Below are 24492 nucleotides of genomic sequence, written 5' to 3' on the forward strand. Positions count from 1 at the left end.
AATACGTGCCTACCCAGCCCAACCCTCTCTATCCAAACTTCTAAACTGTATCGCTTCGGCCAGGTGTTCAATTTTTATTTCCTCACTTCCAGCTAGGTCGGCAATGGTGCGGGCCACTTTCAGGATGCGGTCGTAAGCCCGGGCAGATAGTCCCAGTTTTTCCATAGCTTTTTTAAGCAGGGTTTGCCCGGCATCGGTTATTTTGCATAGGTCGCGCACCATTTGCGGGCTCATTTGGGCATTGGCATGCAGGTGGGGTTTATCGCCAAAGCGTTCAATTTGTACCTCGCGCGCCTTAATAACCCGTTCGCGTATCAGCTCGCTTTTTTCGGCCAGCCTGTCTGATGCCAGTTCATTAAAGTTTACCGGGGTAACTTCTACATGCAGGTCTATCCTGTCCAGCAATGGGCCGGATATTTTGCTCAGATATTTCTGCACCATTCCCGGCGGACAAATGCACTCCCTCTCGGGGTGGTTATAATAACCGCACGGGCATGGGTTCATGCTTGCTACCAGCATAAAACTGCTTGGGTAATCAACCGTAAACTTAGCGCGAGATATGGTTACTTTGCGCTCCTCCAGTGGTTGGCGCATTACTTCTAAAGCGGTACGTTTAAATTCGGGCAGCTCATCCAAAAACAACACCCCGTTATGCGCTAAAGATATTTCGCCGGGCTGCGGGTTACCGCCGCCGCCGACCAAAGCAACATCAGAAATGGTATGATGGGGCGACCTGAACGGGCGGATAGTCACCAACGCATCCGCGGCAGATAGCTTACCCGCTACCGAATGTATCTTGGTGGTCTCTAACGATTCATATAAACTCAATGGTGGCAGTATGGATGGCAACCTGCGCGCCAGCATAGTTTTACCCGCTCCCGGCGGACCAATTAATATCACGTTATGTCCGCCTGCGGCTGCTATCTCTAGAGCCCTTTTTATATTTTCCTGTCCTTTAACCTCGCTAAAGTCGCTATCGTAATTGCACAAGCTATTATAAAATTCTTCGCGGGTGTTTACTTCTTCCTTTTTTAACTCTATATCGCCATTAAAAAATCCGGCAACTTCTTTAATGCTTTCTACACCGTAAACTTCCAGGTCGTTTACAATGGCGGCCTCTCTCGCGTTTTGTTTGGGCAGGATAAATCCTTTAAATCCATCCTTGCGGGCTTGTATGGCGATAGATAGAGCGCCTTTTATAGGCTGTAAGCCGCCGTCTAACGACAGTTCGCCCATGATCAGGTAGTTTCCCAGCTCCTCCGTGTTGATCTGCCCGGATGCGGCAAGTATGGCCGTGGCGATGGTCAGATCGTAGGATGAGCCTTCTTTCTTAATATCGGCAGGGGCCATGTTCACAATAATGCGTTGCCGGGGCATACGCAGATCATTTGTTGTCAGGGCCGATTCTATCCTTTGCCATGATTCGCTCACGGCTTTATCAGGCAGTCCGACTATCATATAATAAATATTGCCTCCGCTGATATTTACTTCAACTGTAATGGTAATGGCCTCAATACCGTAAACTGCGCTGCCAAAGGTTTTAACTAACAATGTAATAAAGTTTGATGGTGTAAGTTAGGAAAAATCATAAAATAAATACCTGTCATTTCGAAACGGAGGGAGAACTATCTTGATATCCCTTAAAACAACTTGCTAAATCAGTTTTTCTGATTAAATTGCATTTTATTGCTTTATAAATCAAATCACTTTTATAACCACCTAAAAAACAATTACTCGTATGAAGAAATTATTTATCCCGTTTCTATTCCTGGCGCTTGCAGTGTTTTTTGCCTCCTGGAATGGAAAAGACACCAATCCGGTACTTACCGTTGAGGGAGGACAAATTAAAGGAGTTGCGACCCCCACTAAAGGAATTATTGCCTACAAAGGAATTCCATTTGCAGCTCCGCCTGTAGGCAACCTGCGTTGGAGAGAACCTCAGCCTGTATTGCCCTGGAAGGGCGTAAAAACAGCTGACAAATACGGAGCCGCAGCTATGCAGGTTACCTGGGATCCGAACAGTTTTTATGGTAAAGAATGGCGTGCCAGCGGCAGTGTTCCGTTTAAAGAAGATTGCCTTTATCTGAATGTATGGACACCAGCAGCTGGCGAAAAAACTAAAAAACTTCCGGTTGCTGTGTGGATTCACGGTGGCGGCTACCGCGAAGGATTTGCTTTCGAACCTGAAATGGACGGAGGTGAAGATTGGGCTTCTCGCGGCGTAATTCTGGTATCTGTTACTTACCGTCTTGGAGTGATGGGCTTTTTCTCTCACCCGCTTTTGTCGGCTGAAAGCCCGAACAAAGTATCAGGCAATTATGGCTTGATGGATCAGGCAGCAGCCGTAAAATGGGTGTACAAAAACATTGAACAATTTGGTGGTGATCCTAAAAATATCACCATTTTCGGACAGAGCGCCGGTGCCGGTAGCGTACAATCTTTATGTGCTTCTCCTGTCTCTAAAAGCATGATAAGTAAAGCCATTAGCATGAGCGGTGGCGGACTTAATACAAATGGCAGGCCAGGACTTTCTTTAGACACTGCGCAATTACAAAACAAAAGAATGATGGATCACTTCGGTAAGAAAACTCTAGCCGAAATGAGATCCCTATCTTTCGACGAACTGCTTCAAATGTCTCAAAAATACACTGAAGATACCAAAATGCGTTTGGCTTGGAGCCCTGTTATCGACAACTACTTCTTAAAGAAAACTTTTTCAGAAGCTGCAATGGCCAGAGAGATACCAGATATCCCATATATGATTGGTTTTACATCTAATGACCTAAGTGACATGACCAAGCCAATCAGCGATTTCGCTGCATTGCGTGCAGGCCAGAGCACAAAGCCAACATATGCTTATATGTTTCAGCGTCAGCTTCCGGGCGATGCAAGTGGCGCTTTCCACTCTTCCGACCTATGGTACATTTTCCACTCGCTACGCCATAGCTGGCGCCCCTTTACAGCCGGCGACGAAGAATTAAGTAAGACAATGGTTGACTTCTGGACCAATTTTGCTAAGTCAGGCAACCCTAATGGTAAACAGGGAAGTACCTGGAAACCTTATACCGCTCAAAACCCGCAATTTTTGTTGTTGGATGCAGATAAGGACAAGGCAGTATTTAGCATGACTGCGACTCCACAGTATAAGGGCGGCCGAAGATAAAAATATGCCGCTAACACGGTAGACACAGTCTATTTTAAGACTTAGCCCCTTAATAGAAATGCCGCATTTAATTATAAATGCGGCATTTTTATTTTCTAACCATTGCCATTGAGAACCGAGGGACGTACCGTTAAATTCGTCGCTAACCGATTGAGCATCAAAGTTTATTATCCTCGTTCCTCGTTCGAAATGACAGTTGTGGTTAACATTTGCCATTTTGCAGTGTCCTATTTTTTTAAGATATTGCCTTACCAATTAAAACCAACCGATCATGTTACAGAACCGTCCGATACTTTTAAGTGTAAACGTATTTTTTTGCGTTGCTTTTCTGGGTTTTGCCTATTTAAACCTGAATGATGTTGACCCTTATATTTGGGTACCGTTATACCTGGTGCCTACCTATTTTTGCGGGGCCATTGTTTATAATCGGTTTTACCCGAAATTGTATTTGTTGTTTATTGCCCTTTTCACCGTTTACGCGGGTTATTACTTTTTTACGGCCGATGGTGTGTTAGATTGGATAATTAAATATCATGAAGCAAACATAGTGGGCCAGATGCACGCTGATAAACCTTACATTGAACAAACCCGCGAATTTTTCGGCCTGGCGATAGTTATATTTGTATTATTGGGAGATTATTTCGCGGTGCGTAAATCGTGAACTTCAAAAGTACCCAGTAAATTTACATTAGGGTCTATCACCAGACTTGAAGGGTTGTCTGTAGTAAGCTCAACGGTAATTGCAGTACCCTTCATTGTACGACTGTATAGTTTCCCATCTACCGAGTATTCAAGCGTAAAATCATACAGCGGGGCTTGTTTTTGAATAATTAATAGCCTCATTTGCTTTAGCTCTGCGTCATACACACGGGTAATGTTTAATTGCGGATGCCCGGCGGTTAGCAACCATTGCTTAAAAAACACTTCCAGATCCTGTCCGCTGGCTTGCTCCATTACTTTACGCAGATCGTCCGTATTAGCATTGCTGCTTTTATACTTTTCATAATAGCTGCGGATACCCTTCCAAAAAGCATCATCACCTATTTTACGTCGAAGCATGTGCAGCACCCAGCCACCCTTTTCATAGCTGTTGGCGTTTAACAATTGCATGTAGTCGCCCTTTGTGGTCGTATCAACAACGGGGGTTAACCGCTGCCTTTCAAAATCCAATATCTTTTTGCGCTGGCCTTCCATGCGCTTTTTAAGCGCGTCTTGCCCGTATTTGCTTTCCAGGTAGTAATTGGTCATATAGGTGGCAAAGCCCTCGCTTAACCACAAGTTGGCAAAGTTTTTTTCGCTAACAGAGTTACCAAACCATTGGTGGGCAATTTCATGAGCCATTAATTCCTCTATGCCCGCGCTATTTACCGAGTTTTCAAAGTAAAATATAGCGCTGGCATTCTCCATACCGCCAAATATGGTTTTTGATTGCACGTTGGCCAGTTTTTCATAAGGGTACGCGCCAACCTGTTTTATAAAAAAGGGCAGTATTTCTTTAGCCACCGCATAACTTTTAAAACCCGCATCTTTATTCTGCGGAAAAACGTAGCTATAAACCGGGATATCATTTACATCGCCTGTATGGTCAATGGCAAAATCGGCCGCGCCAATCACCATTACCTTGGTAGGTAATACCGCGGTTTCTTTCCAGTGGGTGAGTTTTAGTTTGTTGGGGAGGGTCTTTTCTTCGGTTTTTAAGCCATTGGCTATAACTGCGTAATGATCGGGCGCGGTCACCACAAATTCAACCGACGCTTTATCTGCCGGGTCATCCACACAGGGAAGCCAGTTATGTGCACGATTAGGCCAGTTATCCCCAAAAAAAGTACGGTTACCAAACTTATTGGTAGATATGATCAGCCCATCAGCAGGTATTCCCGAGTAGGTTATGGTATAGCTATGGGCAGTATTTGCTTTGGCTGCCGGAGACAGGGTTACCACTTCATCGCTTTGCGTAAATTGAACGGGCTTGCCGTTTTCCTTAACTTCAGCAACCAACATTCCCTTGCCATCACTTTTCTTTTTTACCAGGTCGATGTTGAACGAATTAACATCTTTTAAAAACTTAACGGCTATGGTGGCATCGCCTTTGATGTTATTATCGGTATCGTTTAGTTGAAGGGCAAAGGTATAATGCTGTACATCTATAGCCGTGCCGGGGGCTTGGGCGGATGCGGAAAAGCAAAACGATAACAACCACGTCATTGCGAGGAACGAAGCAATCTCTGCACCGGCACGGTTAAACACTATACGAAGCAAGCCTGTCTCCTTAGAGATTGCTTCGTCGTTCCTCCTCGCAATGACGCGCGGGCTATCGGTAGTGTTTAAACGCATATGTTTTACATTTTCGGCATTCGTTTCATCATATTGGCCATGGCTGCCGGGTTGCTCATTTGCTTCATTACCTTACGCATATCCTCAAACTGCTTAATCAAGCGGTTTACTTCCTGCATATCTGTGCCCGATCCTTTGGCTATACGGGCACGGCGGCTTTGATTAATACTATCCGGGTTCTCTTTTTCGTGTGGTGTCATGGATTGGATGATGGCTTCGATAGCTTTAAAGGCATCGTCTTTCACCTCAACATCCTTCATCATTTTGCCTACGCCCGGTATCATGCCCATCAGATCTTTCATGTTACCCATTTTTTTGATCTGCTGTATCTGCCCGTAAAAATCATTAAAATCAAATTTATTTTTGCGGATCTTCTTTTGTAGTTCGGCTGCTTCTTTTTCGTCAAACTGCTGCTGCGCACGCTCAACTAACGATACCACATCACCCATTCCCAAAATACGGGATGCCATACGGTCGGGGTGGAAAACATCCAGCGCTTCCATCTTCTCGCCGGTACCAATAAATTTAATAGGTTTGTTTACAACCGATTTGATTGACAGCGCCGCGCCGCCACGGGTATCGCCATCCAGCTTGGTTAATACTACCCCTGTAAAGTCCAGGCGATCGTTAAATACTTTGGCAGTATTCACTGCATCCTGCCCGGTCATGGAATCCACCACAAATAAAATTTCCTGTGGTTTTACCGCGTCTTTAACCTGCTCAATCTCTACCATCATGGCCTCGTCGATTGACAAGCGTCCGGCGGTATCAATGATCACTACGTTATGGCCGTTTTGCTTGGCTAAGGCTATACCCTCTCGGGCAATGGCAATAGGATCTTTAGATTCGCGGTTGGCATACACGGGTACACCAATCTGTCCGCCCAATACTTCCAATTGGTCAATGGCCGCCGGTCGGTATATATCATCGGCCACCAATAACGGCTTTTTATTTTTTTGAGTTTTTAAATAATTAGCCAATTTTCCGGTAAAAGTGGTTTTACCCGCACCGTTCAAACCTGCAATTAATATAACGGTTAGCGAACCGGAAAAATCAATATCAACGGTGCTGCCACCCATTAACTGGGTCAACTCATCGTTCATTATCTTGGTTAGCAACTGTCCCGGCGAAATGCTGGTTAACACATTGGCACCTATGGCCTTTTGCTTTACATCATCCGTAAATGCTTTGGCTGTTTTATAGTTTACGTCGGCATCCAGTAAGGCTTTTCTAATTTCCTTCATGGTTTCGGCCACGTTTATCTCTGTAATGCTGCCCTGTCCTTTTAATACCTTAAACGCCCTGTCGAGCTTATCCGAAAGATTTTCAAACATATCTGTATGCTACAATTTTAAAGACCACAAAGTTAAGATTTTGTGGGATTGAATGAAGGCTTAATTTGAAGAAGTGAGCGGTTGTAAAGAATACGCTTTAGGATTTTTTAAATACCGCTTTAAATTTGTTTTGATGGAGGAAATAAACTCAACCTCACTTGCTTTGATCACAAAGTAATATCCCGGACGGTATTTCTGCATAAAATCAGTCAATTGTTTATCCTTTAGGCCGGTTATTCTTCCCGCCAAAGCACGGTTAAACCTGTAATCTATTACATCCCGGCGGTAATCCAGGTCAATGTAGTCCCGCAAATTAGCGGCATTCTTTCCTTCACCGCTAAGCATGTTCCACAAAGCATCAATGCTGCCCCCTGCCCCGCCCATAATTGGGGTAGTTATTAGATCGCGATTGGCCAAAGTGCCGTATGCCCTGCTATTTTCTTTTTTAGACAAGGCTAACCGGTCCTTCGGGCTAAGGACAGAATCATTAATGGTAACCTCCCGCAACTGTATAGCTGTGCGGCTCAGGTAAATAGCCAACGGAAGATGGTTCTCTATTTTAACGGTATCGTTATAGTAATCTTGCTTTTTAAAAACCAATCGGTCACCGGTCTCGGCTTCTATGGTAAAAACCCCGTTCAAATTATTATAAACAGATTTACCTGTGTTTAAATTTACAACATTGATCCTGGCTATGCGGTCCTGGCTGTTTTTATCAAACACAATACCGGCAATAGATTTTTCCTGTGCAAATCCTTTGATCGCCATTATGCATAAAAATATAAGGGGCAGTACTCTTATCACATTGCAAAATTAATGGTTAACACTTAGCCATATATGCTATTTAACAAAATTTAACCTATTTAGCTATAACCAACTGCTGGCCCAATTTGATGGTATTATCTGACATGTTATTTAAGGCTTTCAACTCATCCACTGTTAAACCAAAACGTTTAGATATGTTGTATAGTGTATCGCCTTGTTTAATGGTGTATAACTTATTAGCCGGAGTAACCTGTATCAATGAATCTTTTATCGCTACGCCAATGTTTTTATTGATCTCGGCCAGCACGCGGTCCTCGCGTTTAATTTTTTGCAGTTCTCCTTCAGGGCGGTCATATTGGTCCAGACTGTATTTTTTAATAACGTTTATTAACAATTGCGGGTAGTTGGGATTGGTGGCATAACCCGCTTGTTTTAACCCGTAGGCCCATCCTTCGTAATCATTCTTATCTAATTCAAATAGGGCGGCATAGCGTTTACGTTTTAAAAAATCAGAATGGTCCTTATAGGAGTCTTCAGGATTGTCATATACCCTGAAGCAGTCGTCTACTTTATCGTCATCTTTATAATAACTTTTGCCTTTCCAATCGCTGGTACATTTAATGCCAAAATGGTTATTGGCTATTTTGGCCAAATCGCCATTGCCATTGCCCGATTCAAACAAGCCCTGCGCCAATGTAATGCTGGCGGGAATACCGTTGGTATTCATTTCTTTTATGGCGATGGCTTTAAAGCGCTCAATATAGCTTTGTGGGGTATAAGGCACAAAATTGGCGATGGCTTTACTACGGGATTTCTGTATACTTTCGTTATTCTGTCTGGCCTCGCGGTTACTAATGGTATTGCCTACCGTTTTTTTACGCGATGAACACGCACTTAAAAAAAGTATACACAGGCACGCAATAACTGATATATTGGTCCAACCTGTGTGTCTGGCATTAATCATAAGGCCAAAAATAGGTTTTAAATTGAATTATTGCTTGTTTTGAGCAACGGGTTTTTCAACCACATCAGCAACAGGAGCCTGTTCCTGGTCCAGGTCATTTAACCGGTATTTACGAATGATAGCTAATACCTGCGACCCCCATGTTTTACTGCTGGCATATCCCGCGCGCTGGATACCCTTAACCCATTTTTCATAATCATATTGGGTTAGGTTTTGTGCTAAATGGCTAAACTGTTTACGTTCGGTCATGATACGGGCAAAATCAGCAAACGAATCCATAATAGAATCATATTTTTTGTAGGCCGATTTTACTTTCTTTTTATTGCTGTAATAAACCGCGCCACCGCCGCCTTTTACGCCAAACTGGTTATTTAAATTTTGGGCTATTTTGCTGTTGCCGTTACCCGATTCGTGCATGGCTATACCTAAAATGATGCTGGCCGGTATGCCGGTTTGATGCATAATGTTGATGGCATTGTCTTTAAACTGCTCGATGTATGATTGTGAGGTGTTTTTTTGTGCGAATGCACCAACGGCAGAAATTAACAGTGTTGTAATCAGTAAGATTTTTTTCATAATTTACTTTTTTCTGATGAGTAATACACCATCGCGAACAGGTAGAATTAGTTTTTCAACCCTGCTATCAACAGCTATTTGCTCATTTAGTTTGCGGAAGCTCTCGGTATCGGCATCTTTTTGTGCGCTATCGTATACCTTTCCTTTCCACAAAACATTATCAATTATTATTAATCCTCCGGATCTGACTTTGTCAAATACTAATTGAAAGTACGTATAATTATTCTTTTTATCAGCGTCTATAAAAACGATGTCAAAGTCGTTTTCGTATAAATCGCCTATTATTTGCTCTGCGGACCCAAAATGCAGCTTTATCTTTTTTTCAACATTTGTTGATGCAAAGTGTTGATTTAGCATCTCTTCCAGCTCGCGGTTAACTTCAATGGTGTGTATAATTCCATCTTCGGTTAGCCCTTCGGCCAGGCAAATGGTGGCATATCCGGTAAATGTGCCAATCTCCAAAATTCGTTTAGGCTGCATCATTTTACTGAGCATGCTTAACAACCGCCCCTGGTAATGGCCCGATAACATATTAGGCTTTAACACCTTTAAATGCGTTTCGCGGTTAATGGTTTTTAACACTTCCGGCTCCGCATCGCAATGGTTATCTAAGTACGCCTGCAAAGCGCCTTCTAAAATTTCCATAGCGCAAAGATAACTATTTTGAAATAATAGGGTTTTGCGTCCGCTTTTACCCAATTCTACTTTTTTAATTTAGATTTTTTTGCCTCCTCTATTTTTTTTATGCTTTCTTCGGTTGGCAGGTCCTCCGGCATCGCTCCCCCTAATTCGATAATTGTTTGCCTAACCTTTTTGCCAACTTCAAAATGCGCCTGATTTGCTTTTTGTTTACCTATTATTTTTTCGCGCTTCAGTTTTTCCTCTGTTTGAGTTGCCCGGAATAAGTTAGCGGCCAATTCTGTGCTACCCATGTGATCTAATATATTCTGACTTTTTTTTAACCCCTTTTTAGCTTGGATTTCTTTTGCGCCTAAACCATTATACAGCCCCATATATCCATGGTTTTGAAACACCGCATATTCCCAGGGTTGAATTACGCCGGCATTTTTCGCAGCATCTGCCAGTTGCTTATTATGCTCGGCCATTTCCTTTCTTAAAAACGCGCGCTTTTCATCCTCGCTTTTTAATTCCTCAAAGGCCTGTTCTAATAATTCTTGTTTTCTTGCCTGAACCGCAAAATAAGTTTGTCCTAATGCAACCACTTCTTTTGATGGATCTGCATTTTGAATAATTAAATAGCAGGCGTAACGCGAAAGGTGCAAATCGCCAATATCTCTGGTTGCTCCTGATCCTATTTTAACCATTTTCTCCACCCGGGGAAAATGGTCATTTGGTTCTTGATGTGAGTTTTTGCATGCCTCTTTGGCTTTTTCAATTACGTTTAGAAACTTATCCCATTTAATATACTCTAAAACTTTATATAGCTCCCGCGCACTCCAATACTCCTGGCCTATTTCATTAATATGTCTTATTTCTTCAAATTGATTTTTAGTGCTCATAATAACATTATTATATAGCAATATAAGAAAAAAAGTTCTTGTTGATTACAATATACGGTGGTAATAGCTCACATCAACTCGTCATCACTCTCCAGTTTGTAGATCTTGAAGCTGGCGTAGAAAAACAGGATGGCAGGAATAAAAAAGTAAGCTCCGGAATATCCATCCGTATTTACCAAACCGATAATGGCTATTGCTGAAAATATGATGCCTAATATTAAATAGAAGATCAGATACTTTTTACTCATGTTAAATCACCCTCATAAACCATGCCCTTTTTCCATCCAGCTCTGCAATAAAATAGTAGCCGATATGGTATCCACCCGTTCTTTGTTTTGACGGTCGGACTTTTTAAATCCGCTTTGCATAATGGCCGCTGTTGCCATTTTTGAGGTAAAGCGCTCGTCCAGCATTTCGATAGGAATATCAGGGAAGGTTTTTTTGAGCAGGTTAACAAAGCCCTTTACGTGTATAGCAGATTGCGACGGGGTATTATCCATCTGTTTGGGCTCGCCTACAATAAAGCGTTCCACCTGCTCGGTTTGCAAATATTTTTTAAGATAGTCGATTATTTTCAGGGGATGAATGGTATCTAACCCGGTGGCAATGATCTGCAAAGGGTCGGTAACCGCGATACCAATGCGCTTGGTGCCGTAATCAAAAGCCATTATTCTCATTTTTGAATAAAGATTAAAGAATGAAGATTAAAGATCAGGCATGTCATACAGCAAAGATAAGATTATTGTGGCCAACAACTTTTGTCAAAAAACAACTTCACTCTTACAACTAAAAACAAATTCACTATTTTGCACCAATGCAGTTTAAAAACATAGTAGGGCAAGCGGCTATTAAGCAACGGCTGATCAGCACAGTTTTAGAGAACCGGGTTAGTCATGCACAGTTGTTTTTGGGGCCCCAAGGTGCGGGAGGATTGGCTTTAGCTTATGCTTATGCCCAGTTTTTATCCTGCGAGGATAAGCAGGCCGATGATTCATGCGGCGTTTGTTCATCATGCCGCAAGTATGAAAAACTGATGCACCCCGATCTGCATTTTTCCTATCCGTTTTTTGCTAAACACAAGGATGATACTGCTTTAACCTTTATGGAACAATGGCGGGACGCTTTTTTAACCAATCCGTATTTGAGCATGGATATATGGCGGGGCTATTTGGATGCCGAAAACAAACAGGCCAACATCAATATTGCCGAGTGCCACCAGATCATTAAAAAATTAAGCTTTAAGCCGTTTGAATCGGCCTACAAAATATTAATACTATGGTTACCCGAGTATTTGGAGAAAGAGGGTAACACCCTGCTTAAAATTATTGAAGAGCCACAGCCTAATACCTTGTTTTTATTGGTGGCCCAAAACCAGGACCAAATATTAAATACCATACTTTCGCGTACGCAGCTGGTTAAAATTCCGGGATTGGGTTATGATGAGGTGAAAAACCATTTGATAACAGAGCACCATCAAACAGAAAATATGGCTGCCGAAATTGCTTATTTAAGCAATGGCAATTTAACCGAAGCCCTGGCAATGCTGCAGCAGGAAAGCAAAAGCTATCACGCGCTGTTTGTACAATGGTTACGTTTATGCTTTGCCAATAAGGGGATAGAGATTGTGGCTTTTGTGGACCAATTAGCTAAAATGGGCCGCGAGAATCAAAAGAATTTTTTATGTTATGGCATTAGTTTTATACGGGAATGCTGCCTGTTGATGGCCGATGCCGGAAACCTGGTGCATTTGCCGGCGGCCGAACTGGAAACCGCGCAAAAAATGACCAGCGTTATGACCATATCAATGGCTCAGGCCATTAGTTCTGCCTTAGAAAAGGCACATTATCATGTAGAGAGAAATGCAAACCCTAAAATTTTATTTTTAGATGTATCTTTACAAATTATAGGTTACTTAAAATTTAAACCAAGCCCGCAAGGGAATCAATATATATCGAGTTAATTATGGGATGTGGAAGTTGCTCAACCGGGGGCGGATGTGCTCCGGCGGGCTGCAAAAGTAATGGCGCTTGCCTTACTAATGGCTGCAGCAAATTAGATGTTTACGACTGGCTGTCGCATATGGATATGCCGGTAAATTATAAGCCTTTCCCGATCATTGAAGTAAAATTCAAGGGATCGCGTAAGGAGTTTTATTTAAATAACGACAATATTTATCTGGAAAATGGCGACCTGGTTGTAGTGGAAGCTACTACCGGCGGCTATGATATTGGCCACGTATCTATCACCGGCGAACTGGTGAGGATGCAAATGGTAAAACGCCGCGTTAAAGAGGCCGATGTTGCCAAAAAAATATACCGCAGGGCTACTCCTGCCGATGTAGATAAGTGGAAGGCCGCCAAAGATATGGAGTGGGAAACTATGCATAATGCCCGCAAACTGGCGCTTGAGCTTAACCTATCTATGAAGATAAGTGACGTAGATTACCAGGGCGATAAAACCAAGGCTACTTTTTATTATACTGCCGAAGGCCGCGTGGATTTTAGGGAACTGATCAAAAAAATGGCCGAGAACTTCCGTATAAGGATAGAGATGCGCCAGATAGGTATGCGCCAGGAAGCAAGCCGCTTGGGTGGTATTGGCTCCTGCGGACGCGAGCTTTGCTGCTCAACCTGGTTAACTGATTTTAAAACGGTTTCAACCGCGGCGGCAAGATATCAAAACCTTTCATTAAACACCTTAAAGCTGGCCGGCCAATGCGGCAAGTTAAAGTGCTGTTTAAATTATGAATTAGATACTTACATGGATGCCTTAAAGCATATTCCTGAAAATGTAAACTACCTTAAAACCGAAAGAGGAGATGCCCGTTTGCAAAAAACTGACATTTTTAAAAAATTAATGTGGTTTAGTTACCCACGTGAAGACGCCTGGATCCCCATCCCAATTGCGCGGGTAAAAGAAATACAGCAAATGAACCGCGATGGTAAATTACCCCAGGATTTAGGCGTTGTTGTGGAGGTAGAAACTAAACCGGTTAAAATTTTAGATTACGAAAATGTTGTTGGCCAGGATAGCTTAACCCGTTTAGACGAGCGCCGCAACAAGAACAAAAATCGTAACAAAAATAAAAACAAGAACAGGCCAAACCCGCAGCAGCCGGGAGATGCTATACAGCAACCTCGCCAGGCGGCAGATCCAAATAATACTATGGGTCCAAGATCAGAGGGTGGAAACCCAACGCCTAATCCTAACAGGAACAAGAATAGGAACCGGCCCAACCGAAATAATAACAGGCCCCGCCCGGGTGGTGCGCCGGAAGGTGGTAACAAACCCAGTAATCCGCAATGATAAGCGTATTTAAACGTTTGATTTTTTTGATGATAATGGGCGCTGTTTTAGCAACAGGCTGCAGCGACCCTAATGCGGTTATTGACCAAAATGTGGTGATCGCTAATAATAACTGGTCGTACGTTAATAAAATAAGAAACAAGGTTACCATTACTGATGAGACCATCCCGTATAATTTATACATGAATTTGCGGGTAACTGCCGATTATAAATATGCCAACCTGTTTGTATTGATCAAACAGGTTAACCCTGATAAAAAGGCCAGCACCACCCGCTATGAATTTAAATTAGCCAATGCAGATGGTGAATGGCTGGGTGATGGTTCGGGCAGTATATACAGTTACCAGATGCCGTTTAAAAAAGATTATAAATTTCCGACTAAAGGGGTTTATACTTTTGAGATAGAACAGAATATGCGCGATAACCCGCTTCGTGAGGTTACCGATGTGGGTATGCGCGTAGAGCGGGCCCAATGATGTGCGGATGCGTGGATATGTCCCGATAGCTATCGGGATGCAAATGCCCAACGGTATTCATCCTTATTAAATAAATTATTGATCTGCACATTCGCATATCTGCACATTAACACATTTTTTCCTACCTTAGTTTTGCTAATATTTTTATCAAAATGGATGTTGTTGTTTTAGTTGTAGCTATAGTTATATTGTTAATTGCCGTGGTGCTTTTTTTAAAGCGGCCAAAATCTCCCGACGGGGTTTCTGTGGTGGATATGGAACGATTAAAAGCCGAAAATACCGCGCTTAATATAAACTTAGCCAAAGCAGAGGAACGGGCCCTGGGTTTAGGTTTTGAGCGTGATAAGGCTGATAAGCAATTACAGGATGAGCGGGTACGTTATGAAACACAGATAACTACCTTGAACCAGGAGTTATTAGCCGAAAAGAACCGCATGGTTAAAGCCGAAGAGGCTTTTAAGGCCCAGCGCGAACGTTTTGCCGACCAGGAGAAATCTATTAACGAGATACAGCAAAAATTCCAGTTGGAGTTTCAAAATGTGGCCGAAAAGCTGCTGAAGGAAAAATCAAAAGAGTTTATTGATGTTAACCGCACCAACCTGGATACCATACTCAATCCGCTGAAAGAAAACCTGAAAGCTTTTGAAGAAAAGGTAGAGAAAGTATATAATACTGAGGCGGCTGAACGAAATACCATGAAAGGGGTAATCACCGAGTTAATGGCTCAAAATAGGCAAATAAGTGATGATGCACAAAACCTAACCAAAGCCCTAAAAGGCGACAATAAAAAACAAGGTAACTGGGGAGAGGTCATATTGGAGCGTGTTTTGGAACGTTCGGGCTTGGTGAAGGACCAGGAATATCGCCTGCAAGCCAGCTTGGTTGGGGCTGATGGCTCGCGTTTACAGCCCGATGTGGTTATTGACCTACCGGACGAAAAACATTTAATTATTGACTCCAAAGTATCTTTAATAGCCTATGAACGCCTGGTGAATTGCGAAACCGAAGAGGACCGCAAACTATTTTCAAAAGCACACGTGGAATCTATCCGCAGCCATGTGCATGGGTTATCATCAAAAAACTACCATGACCTGTACCAGATCAATTCGCCGGATTTTGTGTTGTTGTTTATACCGATAGAATCGTCCTTTAGTTTTGCCGTACAGCTGGATTCGGAGCTGTTTAGCGATGCCTGGGATAAGCGGGTGGTGATTGTTAGCCCTTCTACATTATTGGCTACACTGCGCACCATTGCCAGTATCTGGAAACAAGAACGTCAAAACCGCAACGTGCTGGAAATTGCCCGCCTAAGCGGTGCCATGTATGATAAGTTTGTAGGGTTTGTAGGGGATATGGAAAGCATTGGCAAAAACATTAAGCAAAGCCAGTCTGCCTATGATAATGCCATTAATAAACTGACCGAAGGCAACGGCAATTTGACCATCACCGCTGATAAGATCAAAAAACTTGGGGCGAAAGCCAATAAGCAGTTGGATCAGAAATATTTGGATGATGCGGCAGATGATGTTGCGCAGTTGATTGAGCAATAATAACAAACGACTGTCATTTCGAACGAGGTACGAGGAGAAATCTATACACACGCTAATCCCCTATAATATTTACGCTAATAAAATACGTTGACAAAGCTGTAACTATAATGTAGGAAAGTAATAGAACGGTACCAAACATTTTGCTTTTAGCGCTTTCATTCTTATACTTATTTTTTAGTTCTGGTAATGGTTTTATAAGAACAAAGTAGTTCACAGCGAATAATAATAAGCCTAATAAAATACCAGATAACGCGACTTGGTCCCTTGTGTGATAAGATATTTTAAACTCTGCGGGCACAAAAAGCAATATAGTTTGAATATTTGCACTTTGTAAAATGCTAATAAAGACCATTGCATTGAAAGCCGGCGTATCATTGCTTTTAACGTTGGAAAAATGTCTGTAAAGCGTGTAGTAAATGTATCTCATGTTACCTTTGCTATGTATAGATTTCTCACTGCGTTTCGAAATGACAAGAAGGAATAATTATTTTTCTTCCTCTTTAGGGAACGCATTCCATCCCTGCGCTTTTAACGGATGCACTACCCCACTTTTCGATATCAAATTACAGCCCACTGCAGGCTCGGTAATATAGCCGATGATGGTGATGTCCATTTTAAACTTTATTTTGTCGTAGTCGGCTTGTTTAACGGTAAATAGCAGCTCGTAGTCTTCGCCACCACTTAATGCGCATACGGTTGGGTCCAGGTTAAATTCGCGAGCTGTCTCAAATGTCATGGGGTCCAGCGGAATTTTCTCTTCGTAAATATTACACCCTTTACTGCTTTGTTTGCATATATGCATGATCTCGGATGCCAAACCATCTGATACATCTATCATGGATGTTGGCTTAACCTCAATTTCTTTTAACAGGTCTATGATATCTTTACGTGCCTCAGGTTTTAACTGGCGCTCTACTATATAATCTTTACCTTCCAGATCGGGTTGTACTTGCGGGTTCTCTAAATAAACCAGTTTTTCACGCTCTAATAATTGCAAGCCGGTATAAGCCCCCCCTAAATCACCCGATACACATATCAGGTCACCCTCTTCGGCACCGTTACGATATACAATATCCTTTGCATCGGCATAACCTATAGAGGTTACGCTGATCACTAAACCTTGCTTTGATGAGGTAGTATCCCCACCAATAATATCTACACCATACTTTTCGCAGGCGATGTACATACCTTCGTATAATTCTTCAATAGCCTCTAACGGAAATTTGCTCGACATACCAATAGAAACTGTAACCTGGGCTGCCATGCCATTCATCGCATAAATATCGCTTAGGTTAACCTGTATGGCTTTATAGCCTAAATGTTTTAGTGGGGTGTAAGCCAAATCAAAGTGTATCCCTTCCAGTAACATATCGGTAGACACCAGCACTTTTTTTCCTTGCGGATCTAACACCGCGGCATCGTCACCCACCCCTTTTAAAGTAGTTGGCTGTATCAGTTTTATATTTTTTGTTAGGTGATGGATCAACCCAAACTCACCTAAATTTTCAATATTGGTTTTCTCTTTATTATCAAATAACGACATGCTGTTCAATTATGATTATCCTGCAAAAATACAAAAGCTATTTCCAATAAATTACTTTATTGATATTTGTACCGTATGTATCTCAAAAGGCTATCCTTTTATCTTTTTTTAGTAGTAACTATTTATGGGTGTATACAACCTCCTAAAAAAGATGTCAGGGTTAATCGGTTTTATGCTGCGCCAACAGTTAGCCAAACTACAAATTCAGCCGGTATGGCTGATACCTTAATAGTTGACACTTCGGCTTCAAAAAATAAGTCAAAACCCAGAAGTGTAATTATTGGTCCTGATGCCCCTCCGGCAACTGGAGATAACAGCAATTTATTATTCGGCAACCCATCCAACGCTTCAACCAATATGATTATGGCCGATAATTATTTAATGGATATGGGTTATTATGTGGAATCCTATAACAACAGTCGCGGCGGACCAAATTGGGTAAGCTGGCACTTAGATGCCTCAAATATTACTACTACAGCTAAACGAGTGAATAATTTTGCTGCATTTAAAGATTTGCCCGCTTCCTTTTATCCGGTACAAAATACCAGCTATACTTCAACCGGATTTGACCGGGGGCATAATTGTCCGTCGGCTGATAGGAGTAGTTCGGCCAATGCAAACGCCGCTACTTTTTTAATGACCAATATGATACCACAGGTACCCAAAAATAATCAGCAAACCTGGGGAAAATTTGAGAACTATTTACGGATACAGGTTTTAGCCGGTAACGAGGTTTATATTATAATGGGCAGCTATGGTAAAGGCGGCACAGGCACAAAAGGTTATTTTACTACTATAGATAATGGAAAAATAACCGTGCCCAGTAATATTTGGAAAATTGCCGTTATTATCCCGGCTGGTAATAACGATGTAAATAGGGTTAACCTTAAAACACGTGTTATCGCTATTGATACACCAAATAATAATACCATCAATCCTGACTGGACTCAATATATTGTGACTGTGGATATGATAGAAAAAATTACAGGCTACGATCTGTTATCCAATATAACGAAAAATATTCAGGAAATAATTGAATCTAAAGCTGACTTCGGTAAATATTGATTACAATCCTAAACGTGCTGATATTTCCAACATACGCTCAATAGGCTTTACTGCTTTTACAATAATATCCTGCGGAACGGTAATTTCAGGCACTTCATTTTTTAAGCATAAATAAAGTTTCTCTAATGTATTGCGTTTCATGTGCGGGCAATCATTACAGGCACAGGCATTATTTGGTGGTGCGGGTATAAATACTTTATCGGGGTTTTCCTTTTGCATCTGGTGCAAAATACCTGCTTCTGTAGCTACAATAAATTCTTTTTCTGGTCTGTTACTGGCATATTTTAATATACCTGTTGTTGATCCAATATAATCAGCCATTTGCAATATAACTTCCTCGCATTCTGGGTGGGCAAGCAATTTAGCATTAGGGTATCTTTCTTTTAATTTGGTAATTTTCTCTCTCGAAAATATTTCATGTACCATACAGGCACCATTCCATAATACTAGGTCACGGCCTGTTTTTTTAGCTACATAAGCACCCAAATTTTTATCCGGGCCGAATATTATCTTTTGATCCGTCGGTAAGCTTTCCACAATTTGTATGGCATTGCTTGATGTACAAACTATATCGCTTAAAGCCTTTAACTCTGCTGTACAATTCACATAAGTTATCACCAAATGATCAGGGTACTTTTCCTTGAACTTTTTGAACAAATGCGGCGGGCAGCTATCCGCTAATGAACATCCAGCCTTTGCGTCGGGTAGTAAAACCTTTTTGTTGGGCGATAATATTTTGGCTGTTTCGGCCATGAAGTGTACACCGGCAAATACAATAATGTCGGCGTCTGTTTTTGCAGCTTGTTGCGATAATCCCAAACTGTCGCCAATATAATCCGCGATATCTTGAATATCAGGTTCCTGATAGTAGTGAGCCAGAATAACAGCATTTTTCTCTTTTTTAAGTTTTTCTATTTCTTCAAAAAGGTCAAGCGTCGGATCAATAATTTCCTCGGCATATCCTTTCAAATTTATTTCGTCTAAGATATCCATTTCAACATTTCAATTAATAACAATTAGTTTTATATATAAAAAGAACTTATTGTTATTGGTGTGTTAGTATTGTTTAAAAGTTGTGATACGATTTTATGTAAAAGTTGTTTTTAACTTTTTATCAACAGATTTTAAACTGTTTTAGTTTTTTATTTAATTGATTATGAGTAATATATTATTACCAATTTTTATTTTAAAAACTTATTTGTTAATATTTTATTGGTTATTATAATGTTAATTTCATCGTTAAAAGCACTTATAAATCGCTTAAAAATTGATGGCGATTGGTACAAATATCGGGGTTATTAACGAGTATAAAACTTATTAAGTTATTACTTACACAAAATTAACATCTTTACAGGCTATTATTAACATAACCCTTAATTTTACACGCATTAGATATAGTATATGACCAAAAATGTGGATTTCCTGGTTATTGGATCGGGCATTGCCGGATTAAGTTTTGCACTAAAGGCAGCAAAGCATGGTAAGGTTCTGATAGTTACCAAATCAAATGAAGATGAATCTAACACTAAGTACGCCCAGGGAGGTGTTGCAGTGGTTGTGGATAAAGAGGAAGATTCGTTTGAAAAACATATAGAAGATACCCTGATTGCCGGTGATGGACTGTGCGAGAAGGAAGTTGTGGAAATGGTAGTTAAAGAGGGCCCGGAAAGAATTGATGAAATTATTGCCTACGGAACCAACTTTGATAAAACCAACGAAGGTATTTATGACCTGGCCAAAGAGGGTGGGCACTCTGAATTTAGGGTTCTACATTATAAAGATATTACCGGGTTTGAAATAGAAAGGTCGTTATTAGAGGAGATACATAAAAACCCGAACATTGAAATACTGAGCCATTATTTTGCGATGGATCTTATTACCCAGCACCATACCGGCGAATACGTAAATAAATCATCAGATAATATTACGTGCTATGGTATTTATGCTTTAAATACGGTTGATGGTACTGTAGATAAATTTATATCTAAAGTTACCGTTATGGCAGCAGGTGGCGCCGGGCATATTTACTCGGTAACTACTAATCCAACTATTGCTACCGGTGATGGCGTGGCCATGGTTTATCGTGCTAAAGGTAAAGTGAGAAATATGGAGTTTATCCAGTTTCACCCAACCGCTTTATATAATCCGGGTGATTATCCATCATTCTTAATATCAGAAGCCGTACGTGGTTTTGGCGGCGTATTGAAGCGTACAAACGGCGAAGAATTTATGCAGGAATATGATGAGCGAAGATCATTAGCTCCGCGCGATATTGTTGCCCGTGCCATTGATGCAGAGATAAAAAAATCGGGTGAGGATTATGTTTACCTGGATATCAGGCATCGCAGTAAAAAGGACTTGTTAACCCACTTCCCTAATATATATGCCAAGTGTTTGGAGATAGGTATTGATATGACCAAGGATATGATCCCGGTTTCGCCTGCTTGCCATTATATGTGTGGCGGTGTAATGGTTGATCATGAGGGGCGATCATCTATATTACAATTATATGCCTGCGGCGAGTGCTCTTCAACGGGGTTACATGGGGCTAATCGTTTGGCTTCAAATTCATTATTAGAGGCCTTAGTTTTTGCACATCGTATATATGAAAGTGCGGTAAAGGTATTTGATAAGGCCGTTATTCCAGATAATATCCCCGATTGGGATGAGCATGGTGTACAGCAATCTAATGAAGATATATTGGTAACCCACAACGTACGAGAAATGCAAAAGATAATGAGCGATTATGTAGGGATAGTCCGGTCTGATTTTAGGCTGGAGCGTGCCATGCGCCGTTTAGGGTTATTATATGAAGAAACCGAGGCTTTTTATAAAAAAACCAAGGTATCGGTAAAGCTATGCGAGCTGCGTAATTTAATACAGGTATCGTACATCGTAGTAAAATCCGCCATGATGCGTAAAGAGAGCAGGGGATTGCATTATACAACAGATTATCCTGAACACCAGCAGGTTTTGGAAGATACGGTATTTTAATTATCGATGTCAAAAAAAGCTAAACATATCGACAGTATTTATTTAGCAATACTTGTCTGTATATCTCTGATTTCTATATATCGCTATCTTAACGATGATTATACATTGTCGGTAAATAACTACGCGGCATTTATTTTATTGATATGCGTAATTAATTATAAAGTTGCCTTTCCAAATAAAGGGAAATATCTTGTACTTGGATTGCTGGCACTAAGTACATTAAATATTATTAATTTCACAATTGAGGTTTTTCGTGTTAAAGTTGGTGTAATAAACGAAGGCGCTAATTTCGATGGGATTGGATTTAATTTGATTCTTTTTGTTTTACTAATAAGTTATAGTATAATTAATAAGGATATAATAAAGAGTATTTTTAGTTATACGAACGCAGAAGCTGCTGATAATGAAAATAAAATGATAGCTTTTTATTACGAGAAGTTTATGAAAACTGATGATGATACCTTTGATACGGCATTAAGCAATATAAATGAATATCCTTACGAAGCACAGATAGCCCTAAGAAAAATAAAGGAAGAAAAGGATATTTAGAGCGGAAAACGGGATTCGAACCCGCGGCCTTCAGTTTGGGAAACTGATGCTCTACCAACTGAGCTATTTCCGCTAATGATTAATCAAACATAATAACTTATATTCACTCATTCAATAGTTTGATATATGCCCTTAATCCTACCCGTAAAAGAAAAAAGCCCAAGCTGGGGAAAAGATTGTTTTATTGCCGAGAACGCTACCATTGTTGGTGATGTTATTATGGGCGATAAATGTTCGGTATGGTTCAATGCGGTTATACGTGGCGATGTACATTATATTAAAATAGGGGATAATACCAACATACAGGATGGAGCAGTTATACACGCTACCTATTTAAAAGCACCTACTAATATTGGCAACAACGTATCTATCGGCCATAATGCCATAGTACATGGTTGTACGTTGTACGATCATGTATTAATAGGCATGCGGGCAATTGTAATGGACCATGCGGTTGTTGAGCCCTATGTAATTATTGCTGCAGGTTCTGTTGTGTTAGAGAACACATTCTGCGAATCCGGCTATCTATATGCCGGCACTCCCGCAAAAAAAATAAAACCAATAACACAGGAGCAAAGAGCATTACTTGCCCGATTACCGGATAACTATATTATGTATTCAGGTTGGTTTAAGGAGTAGATTCCTTTGGTATATCTAAATCTTCTGTAGGCTCGTAGTTGGGCCGTAATAGGATCATATTTGGTTTAACCCAAATATTTTCCGGCTGGCTGTTTTCTTTTAAGCTTCCCGTATCCCATTTGCCGTTGCGGTTCGTATCATAAACCACTCTAACATTGTACTTACCAGTCGGATAATTTTTATAGGTAAGTAAAGTATTTTTGGTAACCTGGTCGCTGCGTAAAGTAGCATCGCCTTTTTCATTTAATAATTCAACCACATAATACCGGCCGGTATCGGGTAAGGTTACTTTTAAAGCAAGAGTACTGTAATTGTCGGGCTTATCCAGCTTAAATCTTTTTGGCGAGTTGTTATTTTTTTCACCAAAATACCCGGTTAATGCACCTTCTGCAAAGGTAAGCAGGTAAGTAGCATTGGGTTTCCAGTTGTATCTTATAGATAGGTGTTTGCCATCGGTTTTATCCTCTATAAATGTATAGTTGGTTACATAAGTATCATTTTCCTTAAGTGTTATTAATGAGGGTAACCTGTTAGTAATAGGGGTACTCGTATATATTTGCAGATCCGTACCCGGTTTTAATAGGTTTCCTATATCAGCACTGGTAACAATGGTTAAAGGGGACTTGAAAGCCTCTTTTCGTGGCTTACGGAATATGGCTGTATCTATAGGAATATCATTATCCAAAACCGCAACTTTTAATGAGTCATAATCTGTAGTACGCAGATATAGGTAGGCAGAATCAAGCGTTTTAGTAAACTCAACAAACTTTTGAGCATCAAAAGCAACCGGATCAATTATTTTTAATGAAGGCTTTGCCAGGCTTTTATTAAACGATAAGAATAGTTTTCCGGTAATGTCAAAGCGGCGATCAACAATCCTGAATTTTACAGGTGTTTGTTTAAACAGGGACAATTTAATATTAGCTGTGTCCTTTGTTAATCTTATCGTCTTACCGGGGAAAGCAATAAGTTCATCATCATTATCATATATTTTATTCCCGGTGGTTTCTTTCAGGGCATATAATTTATATTCACCTTCATGCAGGTTAGTTAATGAAAACGTTCCTGATGTATCCGTTGTGGCATATATGCTTGGTTTCTTCTTACCAAAAAGTAAGGAATCCTGGCTTAGCGGAAAAAGCATAACCGTTACGTCTTTTTCTTTTTTTAGTGTAAGATTGTCAATAACGGTACCTGATATTTTTAATGAATCTATTTGGTTACCGGTTGAAAAAACGTAAGTAAAGTTTTTCACAGTATTTCCTTCGTTAACATCAGCGATGGCCTTGCCGAAATTTATTACATAGGTGGTTTCTTTTAATAGGGTATCCTTTAAATCTATTACCAGATTTTTACCTTTTATTTTAACCTCGGGCGCTTTTTCCTGGGCCGGGCTTATGTTTATTTCCTGGTACTGGTTGACCAATCTAAAATATTCATCAAACTCCAATGTTATTTGTTTTGCCGAAAAGTTGCGTGTTTCATTTACCGGTGTTGCTTTTAATAATTTAGGTGGAGTTACATCTTTGGGGCCTCCTTGTGGTTTTTGTGGTACGGCACACCCCAAAGCCAACAAAATGGCCAAAAAAAGCAGTGTAAGTTGAGGTAAAAAAGGCGATTTTTTATTTGACAGCATTTTTAAGCGATATAAGCAAATTTTTTATTTTGACGATGATTATTATTCAGATTTAAAAATATTGGCTTAAAATTAATT

The 24492-nt window shown here is 40.7% G+C and carries 23 protein-coding genes and 1 tRNA gene; 10 read left to right on the top strand and 14 right to left on the bottom strand.

Annotated elements, in window-relative coordinates:
• Nucleotides 1-9 precede the first annotated feature (9 nt).
• Nucleotides 10-1551 (bottom strand): YifB family Mg chelatase-like AAA ATPase, encoded by a 1542-nt coding sequence (locus tag ACYVJ6_RS15495; protein WP_460695003.1) that lies wholly within the window; start codon nucleotides 1549-1551, stop codon nucleotides 10-12.
• A 187-nt stretch (nucleotides 1552-1738) separates the two neighbouring features.
• Here ACYVJ6_RS15495 and ACYVJ6_RS15500 point away from each other — a divergent pair, with 187 nt between their 5' ends.
• Both ACYVJ6_RS15500 and ACYVJ6_RS15505 read left to right on the top strand, forming a co-directional pair.
• On the top strand, nucleotides 1739-3163 hold the full coding sequence (locus ACYVJ6_RS15500) for a carboxylesterase/lipase family protein (protein WP_460695004.1): 1425 nt from the start codon (nucleotides 1739-1741) through the stop codon (nucleotides 3161-3163).
• A 271-nt stretch (nucleotides 3164-3434) separates the two neighbouring features.
• Nucleotides 3435-3824: a transmembrane 220 family protein gene (locus tag ACYVJ6_RS15505; RefSeq protein ID WP_460695005.1), complete on the top strand. Its 390-nt coding sequence runs from the start codon at nucleotides 3435-3437 to the stop codon at nucleotides 3822-3824.
• Here ACYVJ6_RS15505 and ACYVJ6_RS15510 read toward each other — a convergent pair.
• From ACYVJ6_RS15510 to ruvX, 9 genes are all read right to left on the bottom strand, one after another.
• On the bottom strand, nucleotides 3800-5497 hold the full coding sequence (locus tag ACYVJ6_RS15510; RefSeq protein ID WP_460695006.1) for a M1 family metallopeptidase: 1698 nt from the start codon (nucleotides 5495-5497) through the stop codon (nucleotides 3800-3802). The two genes, ACYVJ6_RS15505 and ACYVJ6_RS15510, sit on opposite strands and share 25 nt — an antisense overlap.
• A gap of 5 nt (nucleotides 5498-5502) precedes the next feature.
• Nucleotides 5503-6831: a signal recognition particle protein gene (gene ffh / locus ACYVJ6_RS15515; protein ID WP_460695007.1), complete on the bottom strand. Its 1329-nt coding sequence runs from the start codon at nucleotides 6829-6831 to the stop codon at nucleotides 5503-5505.
• A gap of 60 nt (nucleotides 6832-6891) precedes the next feature.
• Nucleotides 6892-7599, bottom strand: a complete 708-nt coding sequence (locus tag ACYVJ6_RS15520; protein ID WP_460695008.1) for a peptidase associated/transthyretin-like domain-containing protein — start codon at nucleotides 7597-7599, stop codon at nucleotides 6892-6894.
• A gap of 91 nt (nucleotides 7600-7690) precedes the next feature.
• Complete coding sequence (locus ACYVJ6_RS15525) at nucleotides 7691-8560, bottom strand: glucosaminidase domain-containing protein (RefSeq protein ID WP_460695009.1); 870 nt, start codon at nucleotides 8558-8560, stop codon at nucleotides 7691-7693.
• Between the two features lie 27 nt (nucleotides 8561-8587).
• Nucleotides 8588-9136 (bottom strand): glucosaminidase domain-containing protein, encoded by a 549-nt coding sequence (locus ACYVJ6_RS15530; protein WP_460695010.1) that lies wholly within the window; start codon nucleotides 9134-9136, stop codon nucleotides 8588-8590.
• Between the two features lie 3 nt (nucleotides 9137-9139).
• The gene (locus ACYVJ6_RS15535; protein WP_460695011.1) at nucleotides 9140-9781 is read right to left on the bottom strand and encodes an O-methyltransferase; all 642 of its coding nucleotides are present in this window, start codon (nucleotides 9779-9781) and stop codon (nucleotides 9140-9142) included.
• Nucleotides 9782-9837: 56 nt separating this feature from the next.
• Complete coding sequence (dinD, locus tag ACYVJ6_RS15540) at nucleotides 9838-10656, bottom strand: DNA damage-inducible protein D (protein ID WP_460695012.1); 819 nt, start codon at nucleotides 10654-10656, stop codon at nucleotides 9838-9840.
• Nucleotides 10657-10724: 68 nt separating this feature from the next.
• Nucleotides 10725-10904, bottom strand: coding sequence for a hypothetical protein (locus tag ACYVJ6_RS15545; protein WP_460695013.1), 180 nt, complete (start codon nucleotides 10902-10904; stop codon nucleotides 10725-10727).
• A gap of 12 nt (nucleotides 10905-10916) precedes the next feature.
• On the bottom strand, nucleotides 10917-11333 hold the full coding sequence (ruvX, locus tag ACYVJ6_RS15550; RefSeq protein ID WP_460695014.1) for a Holliday junction resolvase RuvX: 417 nt from the start codon (nucleotides 11331-11333) through the stop codon (nucleotides 10917-10919).
• A 137-nt stretch (nucleotides 11334-11470) separates the two neighbouring features.
• Between ruvX and ACYVJ6_RS15555 the strand changes: the two genes are divergently transcribed.
• The 4 genes from ACYVJ6_RS15555 (at nucleotide 11471) to rmuC (ending at nucleotide 15988) form a co-directional block, all read left to right on the top strand.
• Nucleotides 11471-12616 carry a DNA polymerase III subunit gene (locus ACYVJ6_RS15555; protein ID WP_460695015.1) on the top strand — a complete coding sequence of 382 codons (1146 nt, stop codon included), beginning with the start codon at nucleotides 11471-11473 and terminating at the stop codon, nucleotides 12614-12616.
• Between the two features lie 2 nt (nucleotides 12617-12618).
• Nucleotides 12619-13962 (top strand): PSP1 domain-containing protein, encoded by a 1344-nt coding sequence (locus ACYVJ6_RS15560; RefSeq protein WP_460695016.1) that lies wholly within the window; start codon nucleotides 12619-12621, stop codon nucleotides 13960-13962.
• Entirely contained in the window at nucleotides 13959-14438 is a 480-nt protein-coding gene (locus ACYVJ6_RS15565; RefSeq protein WP_460695017.1) for a gliding motility lipoprotein GldH, read from the top strand. The genes ACYVJ6_RS15560 and ACYVJ6_RS15565 overlap by 4 nt, the downstream gene beginning before the upstream one ends.
• Before the next feature lie 152 nt (nucleotides 14439-14590).
• On the top strand, nucleotides 14591-15988 hold the full coding sequence (gene rmuC / locus ACYVJ6_RS15570) for a DNA recombination protein RmuC (RefSeq protein ID WP_460695018.1): 1398 nt from the start codon (nucleotides 14591-14593) through the stop codon (nucleotides 15986-15988).
• 484 nt (nucleotides 15989-16472) lie between these two features.
• On the opposite strand, the gene thiL is transcribed toward rmuC, so the two are convergent.
• Nucleotides 16473-17531, bottom strand: a complete 1059-nt coding sequence (gene thiL, locus ACYVJ6_RS15575) for a thiamine-phosphate kinase (protein WP_460695019.1) — start codon at nucleotides 17529-17531, stop codon at nucleotides 16473-16475.
• 213 nt (nucleotides 17532-17744) lie between these two features.
• On the opposite strand from thiL, the gene ACYVJ6_RS15580 reads away from it, so the two are divergent.
• Nucleotides 17745-18596: a DNA/RNA non-specific endonuclease gene (locus ACYVJ6_RS15580; RefSeq protein WP_460695020.1), complete on the top strand. Its 852-nt coding sequence runs from the start codon at nucleotides 17745-17747 to the stop codon at nucleotides 18594-18596.
• Here the strand turns inward: ACYVJ6_RS15580 and nadA are convergent, their stop codons facing one another.
• Nucleotides 18597-19589, bottom strand: coding sequence for a quinolinate synthase NadA (gene nadA, locus ACYVJ6_RS15585; protein WP_460695021.1), 993 nt, complete (start codon nucleotides 19587-19589; stop codon nucleotides 18597-18599).
• Nucleotides 19590-19997: 408 nt separating this feature from the next.
• Here nadA and nadB point away from each other — a divergent pair, with 408 nt between their 5' ends.
• Complete coding sequence (gene nadB, locus ACYVJ6_RS15590; protein WP_460695022.1) at nucleotides 19998-21590, top strand: L-aspartate oxidase; 1593 nt, start codon at nucleotides 19998-20000, stop codon at nucleotides 21588-21590.
• Nucleotides 21591-21596: 6 nt separating this feature from the next.
• Nucleotides 21597-22139: a hypothetical protein gene (locus tag ACYVJ6_RS15595; RefSeq protein WP_460695023.1), complete on the top strand. Its 543-nt coding sequence runs from the start codon at nucleotides 21597-21599 to the stop codon at nucleotides 22137-22139.
• On the opposite strand, the gene ACYVJ6_RS15600 is transcribed toward ACYVJ6_RS15595, so the two are convergent.
• A tRNA-Gly gene (locus tag ACYVJ6_RS15600) sits at nucleotides 22140-22212 on the bottom strand.
• A 53-nt stretch (nucleotides 22213-22265) separates the two neighbouring features.
• On the opposite strand from ACYVJ6_RS15600, the gene ACYVJ6_RS15605 reads away from it, so the two are divergent.
• Nucleotides 22266-22778 (top strand): gamma carbonic anhydrase family protein, encoded by a 513-nt coding sequence (locus ACYVJ6_RS15605; RefSeq protein ID WP_460695024.1) that lies wholly within the window; start codon nucleotides 22266-22268, stop codon nucleotides 22776-22778.
• Here the strand turns inward: ACYVJ6_RS15605 and ACYVJ6_RS15610 are convergent.
• Nucleotides 22768-24414, bottom strand: coding sequence for an Ig-like domain-containing domain (locus ACYVJ6_RS15610; protein ID WP_460695025.1), 1647 nt, complete (start codon nucleotides 24412-24414; stop codon nucleotides 22768-22770). The two genes, ACYVJ6_RS15605 and ACYVJ6_RS15610, sit on opposite strands and share 11 nt — an antisense overlap.
• Nucleotides 24415-24492 lie beyond the last annotated feature (78 nt).

This window comes from Mucilaginibacter puniceus, from assembly GCF_054783175.1.

What these genes read in the sequence shown, in the direction of transcription:
- ACYVJ6_RS15500 (WP_460695004.1), top strand. Translation starts at nt 1,739, where the DNA reads ATGAAGAAATTATTTATCCCGTTTCTATTCCTGGCGCTTGCAGTGTTT.
- ACYVJ6_RS15505 (WP_460695005.1), top strand. Translation starts at nt 3,435, where the DNA reads ATGTTACAGAACCGTCCGATACTTTTAAGTGTAAACGTATTTTTTTGC.
- ACYVJ6_RS15510 (WP_460695006.1), bottom strand. Translation starts at nt 5,497, where the DNA reads ATGCGTTTAAACACTACCGATAGCCCGCGCGTCATTGCGAGGAGGAAC.
- ffh (WP_460695007.1), bottom strand. Translation starts at nt 6,831, where the DNA reads ATGTTTGAAAATCTTTCGGATAAGCTCGACAGGGCGTTTAAGGTATTA.
- ACYVJ6_RS15520 (WP_460695008.1), bottom strand. Translation starts at nt 7,599, where the DNA reads ATGGCGATCAAAGGATTTGCACAGGAAAAATCTATTGCCGGTATTGTG.
- ACYVJ6_RS15525 (WP_460695009.1), bottom strand. Translation starts at nt 8,560, where the DNA reads ATGATTAATGCCAGACACACAGGTTGGACCAATATATCAGTTATTGCG.
- ACYVJ6_RS15530 (WP_460695010.1), bottom strand. Translation starts at nt 9,136, where the DNA reads ATGAAAAAAATCTTACTGATTACAACACTGTTAATTTCTGCCGTTGGT.
- ACYVJ6_RS15535 (WP_460695011.1), bottom strand. Translation starts at nt 9,781, where the DNA reads ATGGAAATTTTAGAAGGCGCTTTGCAGGCGTACTTAGATAACCATTGC.
- dinD (WP_460695012.1), bottom strand. Translation starts at nt 10,656, where the DNA reads ATGAGCACTAAAAATCAATTTGAAGAAATAAGACATATTAATGAAATA.
- ACYVJ6_RS15545 (WP_460695013.1), bottom strand. Translation starts at nt 10,904, where the DNA reads ATGAGTAAAAAGTATCTGATCTTCTATTTAATATTAGGCATCATATTT.
- ruvX (WP_460695014.1), bottom strand. Translation starts at nt 11,333, where the DNA reads ATGAGAATAATGGCTTTTGATTACGGCACCAAGCGCATTGGTATCGCG.
- ACYVJ6_RS15555 (WP_460695015.1), top strand. Translation starts at nt 11,471, where the DNA reads ATGCAGTTTAAAAACATAGTAGGGCAAGCGGCTATTAAGCAACGGCTG.
- ACYVJ6_RS15560 (WP_460695016.1), top strand. Translation starts at nt 12,619, where the DNA reads ATGGGATGTGGAAGTTGCTCAACCGGGGGCGGATGTGCTCCGGCGGGC.
- ACYVJ6_RS15565 (WP_460695017.1), top strand. Translation starts at nt 13,959, where the DNA reads ATGATAAGCGTATTTAAACGTTTGATTTTTTTGATGATAATGGGCGCT.
- rmuC (WP_460695018.1), top strand. Translation starts at nt 14,591, where the DNA reads ATGGATGTTGTTGTTTTAGTTGTAGCTATAGTTATATTGTTAATTGCC.
- thiL (WP_460695019.1), bottom strand. Translation starts at nt 17,531, where the DNA reads ATGTCGTTATTTGATAATAAAGAGAAAACCAATATTGAAAATTTAGGT.
- ACYVJ6_RS15580 (WP_460695020.1), top strand. Translation starts at nt 17,745, where the DNA reads ATGGCTGATACCTTAATAGTTGACACTTCGGCTTCAAAAAATAAGTCA.
- nadA (WP_460695021.1), bottom strand. Translation starts at nt 19,589, where the DNA reads ATGGATATCTTAGACGAAATAAATTTGAAAGGATATGCCGAGGAAATT.
- nadB (WP_460695022.1), top strand. Translation starts at nt 19,998, where the DNA reads ATGACCAAAAATGTGGATTTCCTGGTTATTGGATCGGGCATTGCCGGA.
- ACYVJ6_RS15595 (WP_460695023.1), top strand. Translation starts at nt 21,597, where the DNA reads ATGTCAAAAAAAGCTAAACATATCGACAGTATTTATTTAGCAATACTT.
- ACYVJ6_RS15605 (WP_460695024.1), top strand. Translation starts at nt 22,266, where the DNA reads ATGCCCTTAATCCTACCCGTAAAAGAAAAAAGCCCAAGCTGGGGAAAA.
- ACYVJ6_RS15610 (WP_460695025.1), bottom strand. Translation starts at nt 24,414, where the DNA reads ATGCTGTCAAATAAAAAATCGCCTTTTTTACCTCAACTTACACTGCTT.